Origin of the sequence: Bacillus sp. FSL R5-0397 (assembly GCF_038593395.1) — a bacterium.
Taxonomy (GTDB): domain Bacteria; phylum Bacillota; class Bacilli; order Bacillales; family Bacillaceae; genus Bacillus; species Bacillus altitudinis.
This window is the reverse complement of record NZ_CP151992.1, coordinates 2,472,491-2,494,857: the sequence shown is the minus strand read 5'-3', so window position 1 is coordinate 2,494,857 and position 22,367 is coordinate 2,472,491. Positions and strand designations below refer to the sequence as shown.

Genomic DNA, 22,367 nt, shown 5'->3' with positions numbered 1-22,367 from the left:
CCAATCATGATGAGTGTTTACAAGAGGCTGGATGCAAAACATAACAAACGCCTCTTCCAATACGGGAGAGGCGTTTTGTTTGCGAATAAGGAGTGGATCAAATGAGGCTGCCGTCATATATTGAAGAGCCGTTTGAAGAGTGGAGGGCATCGTTTCGTTTTTATGTGGAAACAACCGTCCGTTTTTCAGAAACGGATATGTTTGGTCACATGAACAATGTCACCCCGTTTGTGTATTTTGAAGAGGCACGGATTGCCTTCTTTCAAAAAACGGGAATTGTAGATAAACGAATGAAGCGAGCGAGAGAGACGATTACGGTCGTGGCAAACCTTCAATGTGATTACATCAAGCAAGTGGAAATCGGTGAGAGGCTGCGTGTGTATGTAAAGCCAGAAAAGGTTGGATCAAGCTCTCTCATCCTTCATTATTTAGGAGAAAATGAACAGCAAGAACCGTGTTTTACAGGCTCAGTCACCATGGTGCAAATAAGTAAAGACACCGGTGCCCCTGTACCGTTTACAGAAGAGGAAAAAGAGACTTTTCAGGCCCAGCGACATTAAAGAATCACGGGTGAATGCTTCATTTTGTTATAATAAAAGAATCATAATGAAGAAGAAACAAAGGAGAGCACATGAAGATTTTTCAATACGACACCATTGATAGTACAAATAATGAAGCGAAAAGGCTTATTCAGCAAGGAGAAGCCCCTTCATTTGCCGTATATGCCCGGCAGCAGACAGCAGGGAGAGGCAGGCTTGGCAGACCGTGGGAAACGCCTACAGGGAATGTAGCTGTCACGATGACAGTAAAACCGCCAGTAGATATCTCCACCCAATCAACGATTGCCCCGCTGACGGCACTCGCCATTTATGATGTACTCAAACCACTCATGAGAAAAGATGATCAGCTGGCGATCAAATGGCCAAATGATCTATTGATTAATGAAGCGAAAGTATCTGGCACATTAATTGAAGCAGACCGCAGCGCCATTTACATCGGTGTGGGCATCAATGTAGAGACAAAGCCGGAGCACGTTCCGTATAAAACCGTTTGCCTATCAGAACTGACTGAGGTGAAAGCGGACCAGCTAGTGAAAGATTTGGCAGCGGCCTTTGAAAAATACCATGCACGCTGGCAAATGGAAGGATTTGAAGCCCTCACAGCCCTCTATAACAAACGATTATATCGGCTGAATCAACCGCTTCGTATTTCATTAGATCGTGAAAAGCAAACATGGCAGGAAGGGATTTGCTGTGGTGTGAACCGTTATGGTCATATTCAGTTAAAAGATGATCAAGGACATATAAAAGCCCATTCAGCAGGAGATATTGATGCACCACCCAAGTAGACAATTTCTCGTTCGATTAGTGTGTAGACAAACCGTTGCATTCGGTGTTAGAACGGAGTTGCTTTAAGATCTTCACACTGAAAAAAAGACAAAGAGCTAAAATCAGTTCATTTTAGCTCTTTGTCGACATGATGACGTCTCATTTATGCTTCTCTTTTTATTTGAGGTTGAACCATGTAGTCTTTTTTTGTAAAGACCACTCCATCTAGGATTTCTCTTGCGGTTCGAATGACTTTCACTCTGTTTTGTGAGATATCAATTTCAGTTTGCATAATACCAGCAGGATGACCAATTCGAAGTGTATCATCTTGACCTTGAAAAAGCTGTGCCGGAAGCGTTTGATCCATGAAACAGCTGGCTGACACACAGACAGATCCGGTAATGGCAAGTGCTTGGTGCGGTCTTTGCATCGATAGCATCCGAACGATGATGTCCATATCTGCTGCTCTTCTCAATATTCCATTTGTATCTACATAATCAGCAGGCTCGCTGATGATCGCAAGCTTTGGAACAGCTGGAGACTGTAATGTGGCCAGTTCTTTTGGTGCAAAGTGGCACATTTCAGCAGCGATGGAACGAATCTCTTCTAAATCATCCAGCAATTCGTCTGTAAACTCCTCAGGCAATTCAGTTCCTTTTAATTGAATATCTTTGGCACGGACAAAGGCGATTGGATTTGCAATGTCAACGATTGAGATCGGAATCTCTCCAAACTTTGTCTGGATCGTATCCATTTTGTTTCCAGTCGGAAAGGTTTTACCTGTGACAGCGCCTTCAGGTTTCTCAAAGGATAAATAAATGGGAGAACCTGTTCCTTTCACTCCTGGAATTTCTGCCTGTCCTTCAAATTTTACTTCTCCGTTCTCGACTTCTACCTCTGCCACAATGATTTTATTCGTGTTGGTATTCAAAATACGTACCGTTGTGACAGGCTCGACTGCTTGGACAAGTCCTTTAATGATGGCATACGGCCCCACTGCTGATGAGATATTCCCACAGTTCCCTTTAAAGTCGACAAATCTTTCATTGATGCTGACTTGTGCAAACGTATAGTTCACATCCACATCTGGACGAGTGGCTTTGTCGATAATGGCCACCTTACTTGTTAAAGAATTACCGCCCCCGATTCCATCAACTTGCAGCCGGTCAGGGCTGCCCATAATGTCTAATAAAAATGCTTCGAGCTCATCGTGTTCGTAAGGTGCATCATTGGCTTGAATGAAGACCCCTTTGCTTGTACCGCCTCGCATGATTGTGATTGGAACTTTTCTCATTGATCTCACCCTCAATTGTTTAGTTACTATTTATCTAATCAAAATGGTAAAGTATAATAAGAAATAAGTTAAATACATTATTTTAAGAGAAATCGATAAATTATTTTTATAACAAGGTCAAAAGGAGGGCACACAATGGATGAGAAAGATTGGCGGTTTTTAAAGGTGCTATATGAAGAGAAGAACATCACAAAAGCGGCAGAAAAATTATTTGTCTCGCAGCCTGCCTTAAGTTATCGATTGAAACAGCTTGAAGAGGAATTTGACATGAAGCTTTTCTTTAAAAGAAAACGTGGCATTGAATTTACATCAGAGGGCGAATACTTGGCTAAATACGCAAATGACATGCTCAAGCAGCTCCAGCAAACGAAAGATGGCATGCTCAATATGCAAAAAAAGGTCAAAGGAACGATCCGACTAGGGGTGTCGAGTAACTTTGCTCAATATAAACTGCCGGAAATTTTAAGAGAGTTTTCTAAGCAATATCCACATGTTCAATTTATGGTGAACACAGGATGGAGTACAAAAGTCATGGATTTATTAGGTACATCAAGTGTACATTTAGGGATTTTAAGAGGAGATTACGACTGGAATGGAGAGCGATTTTTGCTTGATAAAGAACGGCTTTGTATCATTTCAAAATCAGAAATACAGCTAAAGGATCTTCCTAAGCTGCCGCTCATTGACTATCACACGGATAGTTCATTAAAACGATTGATTAACAGATGGTGGCAGGAGACGTTCACGATGCCTCCGCTTGTGACAATGGAGACAGACAGGCAAGATACATCAAAAGAGATGGTGAAGCATGGTTTAGGTTATGCCATTGTCCCGGAAATTTGTCTCAGACCAAGTGATGAGCTATTTGTAAAAGGTCTTTCGTATAAAGATGGACAGCCTGTTTTAAGAGATACATGGCTCATGTACCAGCCAGATTCCCTTCATTTGTCTGTTGTGAAAGCATTTATTGAGTTTTTAAGAAGTCAGCAAGGCTAATTATAAAAAAAATTTATCGAATAGACGAAAAAATCGATATTTTCATTATAAAAAAAGCTATTATATCCTTGAAATAGAAAGCGCTAACATTTCGGGCCGCAAGTGCAAAAGGGGCGCTTGTGGATCGTGTAAAGAAGAGGATGGAGGGATATGAAGTGCTAGCTATTTTAGGGATCTTGATGGTCGTGACTTTTACATTTCTTATTATGACAAAACGTATGCATCCGGTGGTGGCTCTCACCGTTGTGCCAATCATCTTTGCATTAATCGGTGGATTTTACAGCGGATTAGGGGACATGATGCTTGATGGACTCAAGACCGTTGCACCATCTGCTGCTTTATTGTTATTTGCCATCTTATTTTTCGGTGTCATGCTGGATGCTGGATTGTTTGACCCATTGATCAAACTGATTTTACGTCTTGTGAAAGGCGATCCGGTCAAAATTGCTTTTGGGGTAGCGATTTTGTCTATGCTTGTTGCATTAGATGGTGATGGGACCACAACGTACATGATTACCGTATCAGCTATGTTGCCACTTTTCTTAAGAATTGGGATGAATCCACTGATTTTAGGGACGATTTCATTATTATCACTAGGCATTATGAGTGGAATGACGCCTTGGGGCGGTCCAGCTACTCGTGCGATTGCTGCACTTGGTTTAGATGCAGCGGAATTCTTCATTCCATTACTCCCGACGATGATAGGGGGCGGTCTTTTTATCCTTTTTACAGCGTATGTTCTTGGAAAAAAAGAACGGAAGCGCATTGGGGTTGCCGAGATTCAGTATAAAGAAGAGGTCTCGATCTCTCCTGAATTGGCGGCATCAATTGAAGATGGCGTAGCTGATATGAAGAGACCAAACTTGATTTGGGTCAACTTCTTCCTAACGATTGCTGTCATGGTCACACTTGTATTGGATATCGTACCGATTCCTGTACTCTTTCTCATTGGCTTTGTCATTGCGCTTATGATCAACTATCCAAAAGTTGAAGATCAGCGCGAGCGGATTTTATCGCATGCAGGAAATGCCTTAACGGTCATTACCCTTGTGTTTGCAGCAGGAATTTTCACAGGCATTTTTTCGGGAACAAAAATGGTGGAATCCATTGCTAACTTGGTCATTTACATGATTCCGGATTCATACAGCTCATTTTTTCCACTCATTGTCGCTTTGACGAGTATGCCATTTACATTTGTTCTTTCAAATGATGCTTATTATTTCGGGGTGCTGCCAATCTTAGCTGAAGCCGGCGCAGCTTACGGAATTGATCCAGTAGAAATTGCGCGCGCCTCTATTATCGGACAGCCTGTCCATTTGCTGAGTCCGCTTGTCGCTTCCACATTACTGCTTGTGAGTATGTTGAATAAAGATATTGGTGATTTGCAAAAGTACGCACTGCTATGGACTGTACTCACAGCCCTGTTTACAACACTTATTGCTCTTTTAACAGGAGCCATTTCGATATTTTAAAAGCTTGTTTGATAAAGGACGATGTCTCTATAGGGGACTCGTCCTTTTTTGTGCGGTTTGAAGGCGAGGAAATTGGACGCTGATCTGCGGGAATTCTCGATTTTAACGTCACCTACCTCAAGTACCCGGCATATGATATCTCGACTATACAGAATCCCATTCTATAGAGACTAGAGCTCTCACCTTAGCAAGGAGGGTTACAATACTTGAAGGAGAAAGAGTTTCAATCCAAGCCGCTATTAACCAAAAGAGAAAGAGAAGTATTCGAATTGCTCGTCCAAGATAAAACAACAAAAGAAATTGCAAGCGAGCTTTTTATTAGCGAAAAGACTGTTCGAAATCATATTTCGAATGCCATGCAAAAGCTAGGAGTCAAAGGTCGTTCACAGGCCGTAGTCGAGCTTCTGCGTATGGGTGAGCTAGAGCTCTAACGTCAGCCGGTTTTCCTTCCGCATCAGGGAGGAGCCGGTTATTTCTATATCGTTTCCATGAGTCTCTTCTTGCAATTTCTTTGAAAAACGAGGAAAATAGGAATGTACGTTTTAATCAAAGTGAGATGCTATAGTGAGGTATCAATGAAATGGAAACGAATGAGTCAGGCCATGTTGCAGAAATTGAAAAATCATTGCGCCATATTGCTGCAATCATTAAGCAAAAAGGTAGAGAAATTCTGAATCAATATACGATTACTCCTCCTCAATTTGTAGGGCTCCAGTGGCTTTATGAATTCGGAGATATGACAATAGGTGAGCTATCACAAAAGATGTATTTGGCTTGCAGCACGACAACCGATTTAATTGATCGAATGGAAAAAAGTGAACTTGTTGAACGGGTGAAAGATCCGTCTGACCGCCGCGTGGTTCGCATTCATTTATTGCCTGAAGGTGAGCGGATCATTCAAGAAGTGATTGTCAAACGTCAAGAATACGTCAGTGAACTTCTAGGGGCTTTCTCAGAAGAAGAAGCCATCGTTTTCAACCAATCTTTAACGAAACTACAGCAGCAAATGAAAAGAAAATGAGGCGATTTTGTTGGATCAACCCATCGGCGTGATTGATTCCGGCGTAGGCGGTTTAACCGTTGCGAAGGAAATCATGAGACAACTGCCAAAAGAAAAAATTATTTATGTAGGCGACACAAAACGATGTCCATACGGCCCTCGAGCAGAAGAAGAGGTTCTTCAATATACATGGGAAATGGCGCACTACCTATTAAGACATCACCATATTAAAATGCTAGTCATTGCGTGTAACACTGCGACGGCGATAGCACTTGATGAAATTAAAGCAACACTTGATATCCCGGTCATTGGCGTGATCCAGCCTGGAGCCCGCACAGCGATCAAGGTCACAAACAATCAGCATATTGGCGTCATCGGCACTGCCAATACGATCAAAAGTGAAGCCTATAAAGAAGCACTGCTTTCTTTAAAAGCAGGACTAACTGTTCAAAGTCTGGCATGTCCAATGCTTGTGCCGTTTGTGGAAAGCGGTACGTTTTTAGATCATACAGCAGATGAAGTCGTAAAAGCTTCTCTTGAACCGATGAAAGAAACAGGCATTGATACGCTTATTCTTGGCTGCACACACTACCCGATTTTAAAAGAACCGATTCAGCGCTTTATGGGCAGTGGCGTCAACATCATTTCTTCAGGAGACGAGACTGCGAGAGAAGCGAGCACCATTCTTTCATATAAAGGGCTGTTAAATGATTCGAAGGAAGAGCCTGTTCATACTTTTTATACAACAGGGCAGCAGCAAAACTTTCAAAACATCGCTCAAGACTGGTTCGGTTACCTGCCAGGAAAGGTCGAAACGGTTTCGCTTGAACACGTATATCAGCAATAACCTACTTCTCATGGAAGTGGGTTATTTTTTTATGAAAAGGGTCTAATCCTCTCAGGGAGCTCGTATACATACTAGTACAAACCACTAGAGGAGGGTGAAGTATGCTGAAAAAAGGAACTACAGCAGCTGTTACGTGTATTGCGTCAGCCATGCTTTTATCAGGATGCGGATTGTTTCAAACAGACCAAGCGAAAACAGAGATTGATCCACCACAAAATGTCACGTTTGTGAAAGAAAATAAAGAAGAGAAACAAACAGCGAAAGAAGGAAAAGAAGAGAAGCAAGCAGATACCGTCATGAGAGAATTATATTTAATTGATAAAAATGGGTATGTTGTGTCTCAATCCATTCCACTGCCGAAAAACGAAGGAAGTGCGAAACAAACACTTGAATACCTCGTAGACGGGGGACCGATTTCTAACCTGATGCCAAATGGGTTCAGAGCCGTGCTGCCGGCGGACACGAGCGTATCTGTCGATATTAAAGATGGCACTGCGGTTGTGGATTTCTCAAATGAATTCAAAAACTATAAAAAAGAAGACGAACAGCGCATTTTGCAATCAGTCACTTGGACATTAACGCAGTTTGACTCAGTAGCGAAAGTCAAATTAAAGATGAATGGTCATGAATTAAAAGAGATGCCTGTGAATGGGACGCCGATTTCAGATGATTTAAGCAGAGAGGACGGCATTAATATTCAGCACGAGGCTGCGGCTGATATGACATCGACAAAGCCTGTGACCGTCTACTATTTAGCTGAATCTGACAAACAGACGTACTATGTCCCGGTGACTAAAAGAGCGCCAAAAGATGAGGATGATCCAATCACAGCAGCCATTGATGAGCTCGTCTCTGGGCCAAGCAAAACAAGCCAATTGCTGACAGACTTTGATCAAGATGTGAAGCTGAATGATGTCCCGAAAGTAAAAGACGGTCATGTGACACTTGATTTCAATGAATCCATTTTTGGCAGTGCAGATGAAAAGAAAAAAGTCATTTCACAAAAAGTTCTTGATAGCATTGTGCTGACATTAACAGAGCTGCCAGATGTGAAAAGCGTGTCTGTGAAGGTAAACGGAAAGGCAGAGCTTGTGAACGAAAAAGGAACAGAACTCACAAAGCCAGTTTCAAGACCAGAACAAGTGAATACAGGTAGTTTTTAACGTCACACATTGATATAATGGAGAAAAAGAGGCATGCACATTCGCTGCCTCTTTTTTATTCCAAGCGATTAGAACGGATCGAGGTTGTCAAAGTTAATAGGAGAACCCCGCTGACACCCGCGCGGAATGTATATTGTAACGGAGGTAAAACATGAGATTAGATGAAAGACAATACGACGAATTAAGAAAAATTGAAATACAGGCAGGCTACATCACGCATCCAGAAGGCTCTGTCTTAATCTCAGCGGGAAATACGAAGGTGATTTGTAACGCATCTATCGAGGACCGCGTACCTCCTTTTTTAAGAGGAGAAGGAAAAGGCTGGATTACAGCAGAATATAGCATGCTTCCTAGAGCAACGGCTCAAAGAACGATAAGAGAATCATCTAAAGGAAAAGTCACAGGACGTACAATGGAGATCCAGCGTTTAATTGGACGAGCTCTGCGCGCAGTCGTTGATTTAGAAAAGCTTGGTGAACGCACCATTTGGATTGATTGTGATGTTATTCAAGCAGACGGTGGAACACGCACAGCTTCTATCACAGGTGCATTTGTGGCCATGACACTAGCGATTCAAAAGCTTCAATCAGCAGGCGTTTTGAAAGAAAATCCGATCACTGATTATTTAGCCGCAATATCCGTCGGAATTGATTCTAAACAGGGACTTCTGTTAGATTTAAATTATGAAGAAGATTCTTCAGCTGAAGTGGATATGAATGTCATCATGACAGGCGCTGGACGCTTTGTTGAACTTCAAGGCACTGGCGAAGAAGCGACATTCTCAAGAGAACAACTAAACGGACTGCTTGATTTAGCCGAAAAAGGCATCAAAGAATTAATTGAAAAGCAAAAAGCAGTGACAGGAGAAGTTATCGAATAAAGAGAAGGGTTTGATCAGGATGAAAACTGCCATCATCGCAACGCACAATGCGGGCAAAGCGAAAGAATTCAAAGCCATTCTTGAGCCAAAAGGATTCACGGTCAAAACACTAGCGGACATCGGATTTACGGAAGAGATCGAAGAAACAGGACATACCTTTGAAGAAAATGCGATCATCAAAGCCGAGGCCATTCAAGCCAAAGCAGGTGAAATGGTGATTGCAGACGACTCGGGTCTGTCGATTGATTACCTTGGCGGAAAGCCTGGCGTCTATTCAGCGAGGTACGCGGGCGAGCATAAAGACGATGCCGAGAACGTGGAAAAGGTGCTGAATGAGCTGCAAGGCATCGAAAAAGAAGACCGCACTGCTAGATTCAGATGTGCCCTGGCTGTCAGTATACCGGGGAAAGAAACAAAAACGGTAGAAGGATCAGTAGAAGGCTTCATCGCAGAAGAACCGATCGGCGAAAACGGCTTCGGATACGACCCGATTTTCATCGTCAAAGACAAAGACCAGACGATGGCCGAGTTATCACCAGAGGAAAAAAACAAGATCAGCCATCGAGCGGTCGCGCTTCAAAAGCTTTCATCACTGCTAGACGCAAATGAATAAGGGGGAATGAAGCCATGAAGATACTCATCATTAGTGACAGTCATGGACTCACAGACGAACTTCAAACCATTGCCAAACGGCATGCGGCTGAAGTGGACATGATGATTCACTGCGGAGATTCAGAACTCGAAACGAACCACCCAGCACTCGAAGGATACAAAGTCGTCAAAGGAAATTGTGACTTTATGGGCGATTTTGAAGAAGAGCTCCTGCTCCCACTGGATGGAGGCGGAAAACTATTTCTTACTCACGGACATCTGCATGGCATCAAACAATCCTTGCTTCAAGTCTACTACCGTGCAGAAGAGCTAGGCGCAGACATTATCTGCTTTGGCCACTCGCACATCCCTGGCAGTGAACTGCTAAGAGGAAAACTGCTCATTAACCCAGGTAGTGTGCACCTGCCAAGAGTGCGCAAAGAGCGCAGCTATGCTATACTGACACTAGATGGAAGCGAAGCAAACGTACAGTTTTTCACGGACGAAGGTCACGTCATCCAAGACCTCGAAAACACCGTCACATTGGAAGGTATTTCATAAGGGTGCAGCATTTGCCCCTTATGAAAAAACTTTCGAAAAACCGTTGACTTTAAAGAACAATAGTAATATAATAAATCTTGTCGCTGAGGTAATACGCCAAAGCACACTACATAACAACATGTCCCAGTAGCTCAGCAGGATAGAGCAACGGCCTTCTAAGCCGTCGGTCGGGAGTTCGAATCTCTCCTGGGACGTACTAAATTAAAAGCCTGAAATCCTTGATATGAAAGGATTTCAGGATTTTTTGTTTCTTGGAACATAAGGTTGTTTATCGCTTCAAATTAAGGTTTTGGGAGCGGATTGGTAGCTGATTTATTTTCAAGTGTTTCCGTTCCCTGTCTTTGTATCAAAGAACCTATCAAATGGGTGGCTGATTTTTGTTCAGTTGCTTCAATGACTATGAACGTAAATGGATCAAAATCAAAAATGTATAAATTGAAAAATAGAGTTATTTTTGAAGGTAGCAACTAAATATATTTAAAACAGACACAAATGAAAAGCCTCTCTAATTTAGAGAGGGCTTTCCTTTGTTAATCATCACTGTCCAATTCCCATAATTTTTGACCGTCTGCTAAATACACTGCATTTGGTGTATCTTTATAAAGTGAAATTTCAATTAAGGGACTTTTTTCTTGCTTTAACCAATCGTATATATCACAGTCGTTATTAGCGGGGGGCGATAAGATGTTATTAACTTGAAATGCGACTGCGTCATATTCTGTATAATTGACATCGTCATCTTCCAATCCGTTATCTGTTTCATAAAGCGTGTCAGATTCCCCAATAACTTTTAAACCGTTTTTCCATTCTATTATCAAATCGTTATGTTTATATTTTCGTAATGCTGAAATTAATGGATCATATCCCATTCGAATTCTCCTTAATTTATGGTTTTAAAGGCTCTGATGGTACTATATGAGCGCCGTTTTTGCTGTAATGTATTAAGCCTCTAGTAGTCTCTACATACTTACCGGTATCTTTATCATAGTATTTTCCAATCACTTGGCCAAAGTCTACTCTTTCTTTGTGCTCACCTATTTTTGTACCTTTCCCAGCGAACTTATCTAGCAATTCTTGTGCTATTTTATTATCTCCATTGAAAATGCTTTTATTTGGACGGCCATTCGCAACTTCTTGCTTATAGTTAGGTGCATCAGGAATATGTTTCTCTTGAGCGCCTGGTTTTACTTTTGCAGGGAAACCATTTACTTCACGATACGGACCTTTTGGTACGGAATGTTTGCCGAAGGAAGGTGTTTTGACAATCTTCTTGGCTACTTTCTCTCCTTTCATGATTTTGAATGCGTATTTTCCAACTTTAGCGATTTTAGCTACGGGTATCATGTGCAAGCTTGACACTAGACGATCCATGTCAGTAACTTTTTCACCTGTTACAGGGTCTCTCCCTGTGATGACTCGAATTGCATCATTTATTCCTGTAAATTCAACCGCCGTATTTAAGATATTTGAGGGTTGTTCTTCCGCTTTCACATCAGAAATCTTTGTAATGCTTTCAATATTCACTTTGTTTTGGTCCGTTATTCGTAGCCGATAGAGCATTCCATCTCGAATAACGTCAACTGTTTTGGCATTTGCGAAGTCAATCTTTTCATTTGTATTATATACTTTTCCATTTACGAACACGGCGTCTTGATTAATTTTATTAGAGGGTTTCCTATTTACAACCACATTCGATCGCTCTTTATCATTCAGCTTATTAAGCATGATCGCCATTGGATTTCCATCGGGATTGTCTATTTTTTTATTCAATTCGTTTAGGTTACTGCTGATCTTTTTGTCTTCCTTATCTTTGAGAATGGATCCTTTTTGATAGGTGGTGATCCCGATTTTCGCACCAGTGAACATTGTGCCTAGAGTATCTATGTATTCCTTCATTTTTTGTATGGAGTTCTTGGTTTCATTCAAAGCACTGGCTTGTTCCCTGTCAAAGGCATGGAGCGTACCGATGGTTTTTGAGATGTTCATCCAGGCTTTTTGGTAACTGGCTTGAAAAGCAGACTCGTCAACACTTGGTAAATGAATGATATGGCTGACTTTGCCGATGGCGCTGCTCACATCTGACACGATATCAGATACGACTCGTTCGGCATTTTTTAAACCTTGATCAAGCTCATGCTCAAGAAATGATTGAGAGATAAAGCCATTTTCATTTGATTCAAATGAATGAAGTGCTTTCTGAACCTTTTGGAGTGCGGTGCTGTATTCTCTAATTGTGACTTGAAAGAATTGCAAGAAAGGGATATGGCACTCTGCGTAAAACGCTCGAATCGCTTCTCCAGCTTCCCCCTTTAGTGAGCCATCCAATGAAATGATTCGATTGATTTGACTTTCAAGGGCTTTGATATGTAGTGATTGTTGTTTTAAATGTGTCAGTGTTTGATCAATTGCATGATGCAAAGCCTGAACATCTAACGTTTTCATGGCATTCTCCTTTAAAGCTTGGTCTCAATCAATAGAGAGTTTACCATTATTAGGAGGGGTATTGGGGAATAAATACTGAAATTCCGTGAAAATGAAACGATTTACATAGGTGATAATGACTAGATGTTGAAGAACGAGTGTGGAACAGTTTGAGAATGTGTGTGTTCAAATAATAAAGACAGAAGAACAACCACCCGTATCATTAGGATTTTACCACTGTTGTATTCTTTCTGAATCTAATCATATTATTGATGATCTTATATAGTTTTCTTTCGAGATTAGTCACAAGAAATTTTTCTGGAAGGAATGTACGTTCAAAGATAAGCTTAAATAACCCTTCAAGTAGAAAGGTTATTTTAAAGAAGATACTTTATCAGTGAGCTGGCTATTCGAAACAATATTGTTCTTGCCGATAAAAAGATTAAAGCACAAAAAGAAGATATGAAATTTGTTGAACAAACGTCAATTAACTTAACTTTGTCAGTTGTGGATTAAGACTACCTAATTTTTGTATAAATATAGTATAATAAACATATAAAACCTTTTGGGAAACGGTGATAATGATGAATAGCAATTTTTCATTTTTTCAAGGAAAGTGGGCAGTACTTTCCAATTTAGGAGAAGCAGCTGAGAAAAATGTATATCATGACCCACATACAACAGTAATGAAACTACGGTTATTTGCCGAAACATTAACAAAATTTATTCTAGCCGCTGAAAATATTAAGGAAGCATATGGCACGAAACAAGTAGAGCGCGTCAATATATTACGCCGAGAAGGAATACTTGAACCAGAGTTAATAGATATCGTTGAAACGCTTCGCCGCAAAGGGAATGTGGCCATGCATGAAGCAGGTTATCAAAAAACAGAAGAAGCGAAATCTTTATTGCATTTGGCTTTTCGTTTGTCGACTTGGTTTATGGAGGTATACGGTGATTGGAATTTTCAAGCTCCAGAGTACATAGAGCCAAATAAACAAACAGGAATAGATACACGACAACTCCAACAAGAGTATGAAGTGAAAGTGAGACAGCTTGAAGAGGAATTAGAGACAATTCGCCATCAAGCTGAATTAGAGCAAGCAGATGAGAAAATGAAACGTAGAAAAGCGTCCAAAAACTTCATGCGTAGGCAGCAGCTGACTGAAGATGAAACACGTATCATCATTGATCAGAAGTTACGTGCTGCTGGATGGGAAGTAGACACGAATTTGCTAAACTATAAAAAAAACAGGACGTTACCAGAGAAAAACAAACATATGGCCATTGCTGAGTGGAAGGTCGATGGTGGCTGGGTTGACTATGCATTGTTTATTGGACTCAAGCTTGTTGGTTTCATTGAAGCAAAAGCAGAAAAGAAAACGATTCCTGGGGCATTAGATAGTCAAACAAAAGTGTACGCGAAAAATGTCATGCAAGTAGAAGATGAACAGATTACACCAACAACTGGTGATTATCAAGTCCCATTCTTATATGCAACAAATGGTCGCCCTTATTTAAGACAGCTTCAAGAGGAATCGGGTATTTGGTTCTGGGATTCACGCAAACCATTTGAACATGCACGTCCGCTTGAATGGTGGCATTCACCTGAAGATTTACAGCTTCTTCTTAGCCAAGATGATAAGGATGCGGATAAGCGTCTAGAAGAAGAGGATATAACGAAGTTTGGATTGCGTCACTATCAGCAGAATGCGGTTCTGGCTGCAGAAAAGTCGCTAAAAGAAGGAAACAGAAGAATGCTTATTGCAATGGCTACAGGAACTGGGAAAACTCGTACCGCGATTGCGCTTATGTATCGCTTAATTAAGTCTAAAAAGTGTCGCCGCATTCTTTTTCTTGTCGACCGTAATTCACTCGGTAAACAAACAGAGGATTCACTGAAAGATACGAAAATTGAAGGTTACTCGTTTGCTGATATATATGATGTGAAGTCATTAGGCGATCTCACACCGGAAGTTGAAACGAAGGTGCAGATTGCAACGGTGCAGGGAATGGTTCGCAGACTTTTTTATAGCGATAGCGAAAAGCTTCCAAGCGTCGGGCAATATGATTTCATCATTGTAGATGAGGCGCACCGAGGCTATACAAGTGATAGAGAAATGACAGAGGAAGAATTAGAGTTCCGTGATCAGAATGATTATATTAGTCAATATCGGCGCGTTATCGATTATTTTGATGCGGCATGTTTAGGGCTTACCGCAACACCTGCACTACATACAACAGACATTTTCGGTATGCCAATTTTTAAATATTCATATAGCGAAGCAGTGTTGGACGGATATCTAGTGGACCATGAGCCCCCATATTTGTTTAAAACAGAACTTTCACAAGTGGGCATCACCTTTGAAAAAGATGAGGAAGTAGAAGTGTATGATGTTGATAAAGGGGAGATTCAACTAGAAAAGTTAGAAGATACTGTGCACTTTGAAGTGGAGCAGTTTAATAAAAAAGTCATTACAGAACCGTTTAACCGTGCAGTTTTAAATAAATTAGTTGATTATATTGACCCTGCAGGTAAAGAAAAAACGCTCATCTTTGCAGCTACTGATCAACACGCAGATCTTGTTGTTCGCTTGTTAAAAGAAGCCTTTAAAGAACGTGGCGATGAAATTGAAGATGATGCCATTATGAAAATTACTGGATATATCTACAAGCCATTAGAAGCCATTACACGGTTTAAAAATGAGCGACTACCTAATGTCGTTGTTACAGTTGATCTACTCACAACAGGTATTGACGTGCCGCCGATCACAAATTTGGTGTTTTTAAGAAGAATACAATCTCGTATTCTCTATGATCAAATGCTTGGCCGTGCGACTCGTCTCTGCCCAGAGATTGGGAAAACACACTTTAACATCTACGATGCCGTTGGAATATATGACAAGTTGCAACATTATACAGAAATGAAACCAGTCGTGAAGAAACAAAACTATAGTATTGGTGAGTTGTATGATTCTCTTATAAATGCGACGACTAATGAGGAAGCTTCATTTTATCGTGATCAATTAGTAGCGAAAATTCAGCGTCGCAAACAAAGATTTGATGAAGAAGGCGTGGGAAAGTTTGAAGAATTATCAAATGGAAAACATGTGGATGAATGGGTGAAAGAAATTCAAACATACTCACCGCAAGAAGCCACACAGCATAGTATCCTATTTGAATACATGGAAACGTACCAAGTGACACGTGAAAAACGCTATATATCTGATAAGGAAGATGAAGTAACAGACGTCATTCGTGGGTATGGTGAAGGAAACAAGCGACCAGAAGATTATCTGGATGGTTTTGTTCGATTTATCCAAGAAAATATCAATGAAATTCCCGCTTTACATCTGATTTGTACACGACCAAAAGATCTAACAAGACAAGATTTACGAGAACTAATGACGATTTTAGAAACAAAAGGTTTTAAACAATCACATTTACAAACAGCCTGGAAACAGACAAAAAATGAAGACATTGCAGCAAATATTATTAGTTTTATTCGCCAAGCTGCATTAGGTGAAGCACTCATTGACCATGAAGCACGTATTAAACAGGCAATGCACAAAGTGTATTCACTGCATGATTGGACGCCAAGGCAAAAGAAGTGGTTAGAGAGAATAGAAAAGCAATTACTTCAAGTGCCTGTTCTTGCGCCTACCGCAGAAGAGGCATTCTCGGAAGAACCTTTTAGAACGTCTGGTGGCTACAAATTACTGAAACGTGAGTTCGGTGATGAAATTGATCAAATTGTGAATACGATCAATGAGAACCTTTATATCAGCTAACGACTGTGCCTCTTCATTGAGGCACTTTTTTGGGTTATAATGAAAAGGTTCGCTTTCAACTAAAAATCATCAAATGTGATTTAATAGATTAGAAGCTTTTCAGGAGGAAAAAAGATGAATAACCAAGAAATCGTTCAAAAATTATGGAATTTATGCAATGTACTTCGTGATGATGGTATTACATATCAACAATATGTCACGGAGTTAACCTATATTTTATTTTTAAAAATGATGAAAGAACAGCAAACAGAAAATGTAATACCCGAAGGATATAGATGGGATGATTTGCTAGAAAAAGAAGGGGTAGAACTCAAAACATTTTATCAGCGATTGTTACTTGAATTAGGAAGCAGTGAAAATGAGCGGCTGCGTCTAATCTACAGTGATGCTGCTACTAGTATTACAGAACCCAAGAACCTAGAGAAAATTCTGAAGACCATTGATGGCCTTGATTGGTACAACGCAAAAGAAGAAGGTTTAGGTAATTTATATGAAGGCTTGTTAGAAAAAAACGCAAGCGAAACAAAATCAGGTGCTGGTCAATACTTTACACCGCGTGTATTAATTGATGTAATGGTGCAGCTGATTGACCCTAAACCTGGAGAAAGATGCAATGACCCTGCAGCTGGTACATTTGGTTTTATGATTGCAGCAGACCAGCATTTGAAAAATAAGACAGATAACTATTATGATTTAGATCCACAACTGGGCGTTTTCCAAAAGAAAGAAGCGTTTACTGGAATGGAACTCGTCACAGGGACTCATCGTCTTGCTTTAATGAATGCATTACTTCATGATATCGAAGGGCGACTGGAACAAGGGGATTCGTTATCTAGTAATGGAAAATGGATGAAAAACTTTGATGTCATTTTAACCAATCCACCATTTGGGACGAAAAAAGGTGGAGAGAGTGTCTCCCGTGATGACCTGACGTTTGCAACTTCCAATAAACAGCTGAATTTTCTACAGTTAATTTATAACGCTTTAAAAGACGATGGTCATGCACGGGCAGCAGTTGTATTACCTGATAATGTCTTGTTTGAAAGCGGGGTTGGTGCACAGATTCGACGTGATTTAATGAATAAATGCAATCTGCATACAATCTTACGCTTACCAACGGGGATTTTCTATGCCCAAGGTGTGAAAACAAACGTCTTATTTTTCACAAGAGGAACAACAGACCAAGATAATACAAAGGATGTTTGGGTATATGATCTCCGCACCAATATGACGTCATTCGGAAAACGGAATCAGCTAACAATGGCACATTTTGAAAACTTCATGAAAGCATATGTAGCAGAAGACCGTTCAAAAGTGGAAGATGAACGATGGAACAAGTTTACACGAGAAGAAATTGCAAAAAAAGATGATAGTTTAGATATTGGATTGATTGCAGATGAATCATTATCTTCCTATGACAACTTACCAGATCCAATTGAATCGGCAGAAGAGGCGATTGCGAAACTTCAGCAGGCTATGGGGTTATTAAATGAGGTAGTTGAAGAGTTGCGTGCTGTTGAAGAGGATGAGGTGGTCAAACAGTGAGTAAGAGAAAGAAGACTGTTAATGAATTGTTGGAAGAAGCTAAATTATCAGAAGAAGAACAACCTTATGAAGTGCCGCAAAATTGGTTATGGATTACATTTGGAACAGTAGCAAAATTATTTAATGGATACGCATTTAAAAGTTCGGATTATCAAGAAGAGGGGATTCCTATAATTAGGATATCGGACATTTCAGGAGAAAATACTTCTAGTAAGAATGCTGTACGAGTTCCACCCCACCTTTACAATGAAAAGTTTTTAATTAAAAAGGGTGATTTGTTAATAGCGATGTCTGGTGCCACAACTGGTAAAACGGGTGTGTATAACTCTGAAGAACTGGCTTTACAAAATCAACGTGTTGGAAAAATTAAAGAGATTAGTCATAAAGTTTTGTATTCTTTATTCATGAAATACTTTGTTTTTTATAACTCTAAACAGATTTTGAAAAGGGCGTATGGTGGAGCACAGCCTAATATTAGTGGTTCTTTAATTGAACAATTAAATATTGCTCTTCCTCCTTTGGAAGAACAAAAACGAATTGCTGACAAAGTAGAGCATCTTTTAAGTAAAATTGAAGAAGCGAAGCAGTTGATTGAGGAAGCGAAGGAAACATTTGAACTTCGTCGAGCGGCTATTTTGGAAAAGGCATTTCGTGGAGAGCTGACGAAGAAGTGGAGAGGTGAGAACCTTAAGGAATCATCAGATACTGAAGTGGTTCAAACCGATAAAACTTTATATAATCTACCTTTTAACTGGGAATGGATTGATTTGGATACAGTGTGTGAGAAAATAACGGATGGTACACATCACAGCCCAAAATCTTATCCTTCTGGAGATTATATGTATATAACAGCAAAGAATATTAAAAAACAAGGTATTCTTTTAGATAATGTTACTTATGTATCGAAAGAAGTTCATCAAGAAATATATAATCGCTGTGATGTAAAGAAAGGTGATGTTCTTTATATTAAAGATGGGGCGACTACAGGAATAGCAACAGTAAATCAAATAACCGAAGAGTTTTCGCTTTTATCCTCCGTGGCGTTATTAAGACCTAAAAGGAATGTTTTGGCAGCTAAGTATTTGATGTACTGCCTTAATTCACCTTCTACAAAGAGCAGGATGTTGGGAATGATATCTGGTAATGCAATTACCCGTTTAACTTTAAAAAAGATTAAACAAGGCATAATACCATTACCACCATTTGATGAACAGGAGATTATAGTTTCAATTTTAGAAAAAGTAAATTCAGTTGATGAACAATTAGATTATGTTACTAATCTTGAAGACAATATAAACAACTTAAAACAATCTATCCTTTCTAAAGCTTTTCGTGGTGAACTAGGAACAAATGACCCAAGTGAAGAAAGCGCAATTGAATTATTAAAAGAAGTTCTACAAGATCAAGTAAAATAAGTAAGAGAAGGCATCTAAATTAAATTGGGTGATTCCTGGTTAACTTAATAATTGGCTTTACTTTTTGTTTAAGCTCTTTGGATATAAAGCAAGGTCAGTCCATCCCTCTTTGGTAAAGTATCCGATTCTACTCAAATAAGGTATGACTTAGTGCTGAAAAATGATAAAAAGTGATGTTAAGAATCAAAAATCATCTTATGAACGTTATTAGAGTATTATTAATTAATGAAAATTTATTTAAGAATGGTCTCTCTGAGTACAGAGAGGCCATCTTAGAGTGAATTAAATATTTGGTGTTTATGAAAACGCAAGTTATCTTAAGAACCAATTAGCCCGGGAGAAATTTGTTCAACTCTTGCCCAATCAAATATGGTTTCGATTTGCATTTGATTCTTACAGTTTATTTTTAATAACCCTTCATTCTCTGTTATGCTAATCTCAAAATGATCAATTATATTATTATTTCCTAAGTGGTTAATTTTTAAATCCGTTACACCAATGAATGATAATTCAACGTAGACAACATTAAAATTCCCCCAACGTTTAGGTTTATTCTTCACGGAGTCTTTTGTCATTAGTCTTATAAATAGGGTAGGACCATCTCTGTTTAAATCAACGTTCATGATTTCTGCATTTTTAAAATGAGGGATCCCCCCGAAAATTTGAGTCATCGCTTGTGGGTTCATAAACTTTTCTTCTCTAATCATTTGGATACTCCTCGTTTGGGTTATTTATTGTTTCATCTTTCATCTTTCATCTTTCAAAATAATAACGGTCTTCTACACCTTCAATTTTACCAATATGGGTATTGTTTTTAGTCAAATTTTAAATGTAAACGTTATTTTTACGTTCACAACTCGTAAAATCTTATATTTAAAATAAATTTGTATAGAAAAAAGATGAGCTAATATTTACTGAAAGCTCATCTTATCCTTTTATTTCTATATTATCTATATGGGGCTACATTTCCTCACACTGATTTTGTAAAAGTTTTTTATATTTCTTAATGAGAGCCTAAAGTTCATCTTTCTCTATAACATCTACTTCAATAATTTCATAATTTTTTTGTACCGGTGCACCTCCAAATGTTTGAAGTATTTTGTAAATAACTTTAAACAAACTCATTTCAACGGAGGTGCCTTTTCCTTTGAATCTCTGCTCATCGCTAGTAGAAACCTCAACCTTATAGCTTAACCCATCATATGATAGGTGAAATTCACAATCCATCTCTTCTAACCAAGTAAATAAATCCGTCATTGACGGAATCCATATTCCTTCTTTAAATACTTCTTCCTTACATAATAGAGTTGTTGATGGAACAATTCTTCCGCCAATCGCCCAAGTGGCATCTTTGTATTCGTAAATATCTTGTGGGTACACTTCATCAGCATACTCAGGCCTTTTAAATCCTAACTTAAATAGTTTTTCAGCTTCAGTTTTTGTTAAAGACATGTATAATCACCTTTTGTTATTTTATTTTGATGACAGTTCCGGTTGAACTTTTATGTTTATTGATCATGTAATTTCCATATTTATCACTATCAGCAACCCAATGAAGTTCTTTTCCACCTTTTGCTTCCTTGAATACTTTAAAAGCGGAATTTCCATGACCAGTTGTATCTTTAGCCCACCACAAACCTGTTTTTGGATCTCGGTAAGCAGTAACTGTATCACCGTTAAATTTGTATTTTATTGTTTTATCTGCTGTAGTTTTAATATCCCATAATGTTGTGGTATTCTTTGTAGATTTACCAGTATTTTTAATTCCTATCTTCCCATGAAACCCTTTTACCCCAAACGGCAAAAGCATCCCCAACGCCGCATTCATACTCGCTTCCTGCTGTTCTTTTGAGACCTTATTTCCAAACATATCTCGGCCCGTAATCGCTTCACTGAAGCCGTTGGTCGCAGTAAGACCGTATAAGCCTTTTTGTGATGTTTTCAACGCATCAAAAGACTTTTGTGATGTCTTGTAAATGTCGACTGCTCTGACTGCGGCGGACGTGGCTTGAGTCGTTTTATAGACGGCTTTTCCGCCTTTGAAAATACGGCCCGCCCATCCGACGATCGGGATGTATCCTGCTGCTGCCATGCCGCCTGCGGCGACTCGCTGGCCTGCGGTGAGTTCTTCACCTGTGATCGGATCGACACCTGTTGCGGCACGTTTTGCATCGTTCACGCCTGTCAGTTCATTGACAATATTTCCTCCGTAATCAAGAGTTTTTTCATACCACGGACGGTTGGCTAGCGCTTCTTGTTCCTTTGCAATCTTGCGGGCTTCTTCTTGATCTTTTTTGATTTTTAGATATTCAGAAGTTTGCTTCTCAATATCGCTTTTTGCCTTGTAGATTTCGCTATTTTGATACGCTTTCTTGTCAAAATTCATAGGCGAAATGGATTTTCCGTCATTTGTGGCATTCATCATTTCTGCGTACAATGCCATTGTAGCCTTCTCCTCAGTCTCTGACAAAGCATATTCATCTTTTAGATTTTGATCAAGTTCTATTAAATCTTTAACCGTTTTCTTCCGTTCATCTTCCGCATCTGCAATCTTTTCGTCAAAGGTTTTACTATCAAATACCTCCAGAGAAATGAGGTCATCAATATCTTGAAAAATCGTTTTGAGTGCCTTTTTTTGATCCTTCACGATGCTTTTGGCATTCTTGATTCCCATATGTACAGCGTTGTCTAAAAAGTGTTCTTCTACAAAGGTGTCGCCGCCAAAATTTGTATCATCAAGTGTCCCAGAAACACCTTCATGAAAGGCTTTTTGTTTATCAATGAAGCTAATAAACATGTCCACATTTCCGGCGAGTTCTTTGTAGAAGCTTTTAATGTTATCGGCACCTTTTCCAGTGAAGTCGTCACCGAGGTTGGCAACACCTTGTAATGCCTTTTTTAAATCTATCATTTGTTCGCGGAGTTCCTGATAGTGTTTTGCCCTTGTATCCATGGCACTGGTTAGTGCTTTTGCATCAAGTATCTTGCCCAGAAAGGTTCACTCCCTTCTCAAATAAGTATGTTTATTTTAACAATATAAAAAAATGTAATGAATAGGAAAAA

General features: G+C 39.5%; 20 protein-coding genes and 1 tRNA gene. 15 read left to right on the top strand and 6 right to left on the bottom strand.

What is annotated here, in order from left to right; genetic code table 11:
- Nucleotides 1-101 precede the first annotated feature (101 nt).
- A complete protein-coding gene (locus tag NSQ70_RS12770; protein WP_007501614.1) occupies nt 102-560 on the top strand; it encodes a thioesterase family protein in 459 nt (152 codons plus the stop codon).
- A 71-nt stretch (nt 561-631) separates the two neighbouring features.
- Nucleotides 632-1,348 (top strand): biotin--[acetyl-CoA-carboxylase] ligase, encoded by a 717-nt coding sequence (locus NSQ70_RS12765; protein WP_039166900.1) that lies wholly within the window; start codon nt 632-634, stop codon nt 1,346-1,348.
- Nucleotides 1,349-1,491: 143 nt separating this feature from the next.
- On the opposite strand, the gene NSQ70_RS12760 is transcribed toward NSQ70_RS12765, so the two are convergent.
- Nucleotides 1,492-2,622, bottom strand: coding sequence for a PrpF domain-containing protein (locus NSQ70_RS12760; RefSeq protein ID WP_017367811.1), 1,131 nt, complete (start codon nt 2,620-2,622; stop codon nt 1,492-1,494).
- Nucleotides 2,623-2,757: 135 nt separating this feature from the next.
- Between NSQ70_RS12760 and NSQ70_RS12755 the strand changes: the two genes are divergently transcribed.
- The 10 genes from NSQ70_RS12755 (at nt 2,758) to NSQ70_RS12710 (ending at nt 10,326) form a co-directional block, all read left to right on the top strand.
- Nucleotides 2,758-3,618 carry a LysR family transcriptional regulator gene (locus NSQ70_RS12755; RefSeq protein ID WP_007501609.1) on the top strand — a complete coding sequence of 287 codons (861 nt, stop codon included), beginning with the start codon at nt 2,758-2,760 and terminating at the stop codon, nt 3,616-3,618.
- A gap of 155 nt (nt 3,619-3,773) precedes the next feature.
- On the top strand, nt 3,774-5,090 hold the full coding sequence (locus NSQ70_RS12750) for a citrate:proton symporter (protein ID WP_017358236.1): 1,317 nt from the start codon (nt 3,774-3,776) through the stop codon (nt 5,088-5,090).
- A gap of 206 nt (nt 5,091-5,296) precedes the next feature.
- Entirely contained in the window at nt 5,297-5,521 is a 225-nt protein-coding gene (gene gerE, locus NSQ70_RS12745; protein WP_003184172.1) for a spore germination transcription factor GerE, read from the top strand.
- Between the two features lie 149 nt (nt 5,522-5,670).
- A complete protein-coding gene (locus tag NSQ70_RS12740; RefSeq protein WP_007501606.1) occupies nt 5,671-6,111 on the top strand; it encodes a MarR family transcriptional regulator in 441 nt (146 codons plus the stop codon).
- 7 nt (nt 6,112-6,118) lie between these two features.
- Nucleotides 6,119-6,937, top strand: a complete 819-nt coding sequence (racE, locus tag NSQ70_RS12735) for a glutamate racemase (protein ID WP_089374140.1) — start codon at nt 6,119-6,121, stop codon at nt 6,935-6,937.
- A gap of 101 nt (nt 6,938-7,038) precedes the next feature.
- The gene (locus NSQ70_RS12730; RefSeq protein WP_017358166.1) at nt 7,039-8,100 is read left to right on the top strand and encodes a GerMN domain-containing protein; all 1,062 of its coding nucleotides are present in this window, start codon (nt 7,039-7,041) and stop codon (nt 8,098-8,100) included.
- 151 nt (nt 8,101-8,251) lie between these two features.
- Complete coding sequence (gene rph, locus NSQ70_RS12725) at nt 8,252-8,980, top strand: ribonuclease PH (RefSeq protein ID WP_024718627.1); 729 nt, start codon at nt 8,252-8,254, stop codon at nt 8,978-8,980.
- 10 nt (nt 8,981-8,990) lie between these two features.
- Entirely contained in the window at nt 8,991-9,593 is a 603-nt protein-coding gene (locus tag NSQ70_RS12720; protein WP_007501598.1) for an XTP/dITP diphosphatase, read from the top strand.
- Between the two features lie 14 nt (nt 9,594-9,607).
- Nucleotides 9,608-10,132: a metallophosphoesterase gene (locus NSQ70_RS12715; protein ID WP_008345914.1), complete on the top strand. Its 525-nt coding sequence runs from the start codon at nt 9,608-9,610 to the stop codon at nt 10,130-10,132.
- A 120-nt stretch (nt 10,133-10,252) separates the two neighbouring features.
- A tRNA-Arg gene (locus NSQ70_RS12710) sits at nt 10,253-10,326 on the top strand.
- Between the two features lie 336 nt (nt 10,327-10,662).
- Here the strand turns inward: NSQ70_RS12710 and NSQ70_RS12705 are convergent.
- Nucleotides 10,663-11,001, bottom strand: coding sequence for a hypothetical protein (locus tag NSQ70_RS12705; protein WP_017367747.1), 339 nt, complete (start codon nt 10,999-11,001; stop codon nt 10,663-10,665).
- A gap of 16 nt (nt 11,002-11,017) precedes the next feature.
- Complete coding sequence (locus NSQ70_RS12700; protein WP_342502194.1) at nt 11,018-12,574, bottom strand: T7SS effector LXG polymorphic toxin; 1,557 nt, start codon at nt 12,572-12,574, stop codon at nt 11,018-11,020.
- Nucleotides 12,575-13,137: 563 nt separating this feature from the next.
- Between NSQ70_RS12700 and hsdR the strand changes: the two genes are divergently transcribed.
- The 3 genes from hsdR to NSQ70_RS12685 all read left to right on the top strand — a co-directional run bounded on the left by hsdR (nt 13,138) and on the right by NSQ70_RS12685 (nt 19,304).
- On the top strand, nt 13,138-16,344 hold the full coding sequence (hsdR, locus tag NSQ70_RS12695) for a type I restriction-modification system endonuclease (protein ID WP_342502596.1): 3,207 nt from the start codon (nt 13,138-13,140) through the stop codon (nt 16,342-16,344).
- A 114-nt stretch (nt 16,345-16,458) separates the two neighbouring features.
- A complete protein-coding gene (locus NSQ70_RS12690) occupies nt 16,459-17,889 on the top strand; it encodes an N-6 DNA methylase (protein ID WP_342502193.1) in 1,431 nt (476 codons plus the stop codon).
- A complete protein-coding gene (locus NSQ70_RS12685; protein ID WP_342502192.1) occupies nt 17,886-19,304 on the top strand; it encodes a restriction endonuclease subunit S in 1,419 nt (472 codons plus the stop codon). The genes NSQ70_RS12690 and NSQ70_RS12685 overlap by 4 nt, the downstream gene beginning before the upstream one ends.
- 317 nt (nt 19,305-19,621) lie before the next feature.
- Here NSQ70_RS12685 and NSQ70_RS12680 read toward each other — a convergent pair whose 3' ends face one another.
- The 3 genes from NSQ70_RS12680 to NSQ70_RS12670 form a co-directional block, all read right to left on the bottom strand.
- Complete coding sequence (locus NSQ70_RS12680) at nt 19,622-20,011, bottom strand: immunity 50 family protein (protein WP_342502191.1); 390 nt, start codon at nt 20,009-20,011, stop codon at nt 19,622-19,624.
- 307 nt (nt 20,012-20,318) lie between these two features.
- On the bottom strand, nt 20,319-20,756 hold the full coding sequence (locus tag NSQ70_RS12675) for a hypothetical protein (RefSeq protein ID WP_270112083.1): 438 nt from the start codon (nt 20,754-20,756) through the stop codon (nt 20,319-20,321).
- A 16-nt stretch (nt 20,757-20,772) separates the two neighbouring features.
- Nucleotides 20,773-22,296: a T7SS effector LXG polymorphic toxin gene (locus NSQ70_RS12670; RefSeq protein WP_342502595.1), complete on the bottom strand. Its 1,524-nt coding sequence runs from the start codon at nt 22,294-22,296 to the stop codon at nt 20,773-20,775.
- Nucleotides 22,297-22,367: the final 71 nt, after the last annotated feature.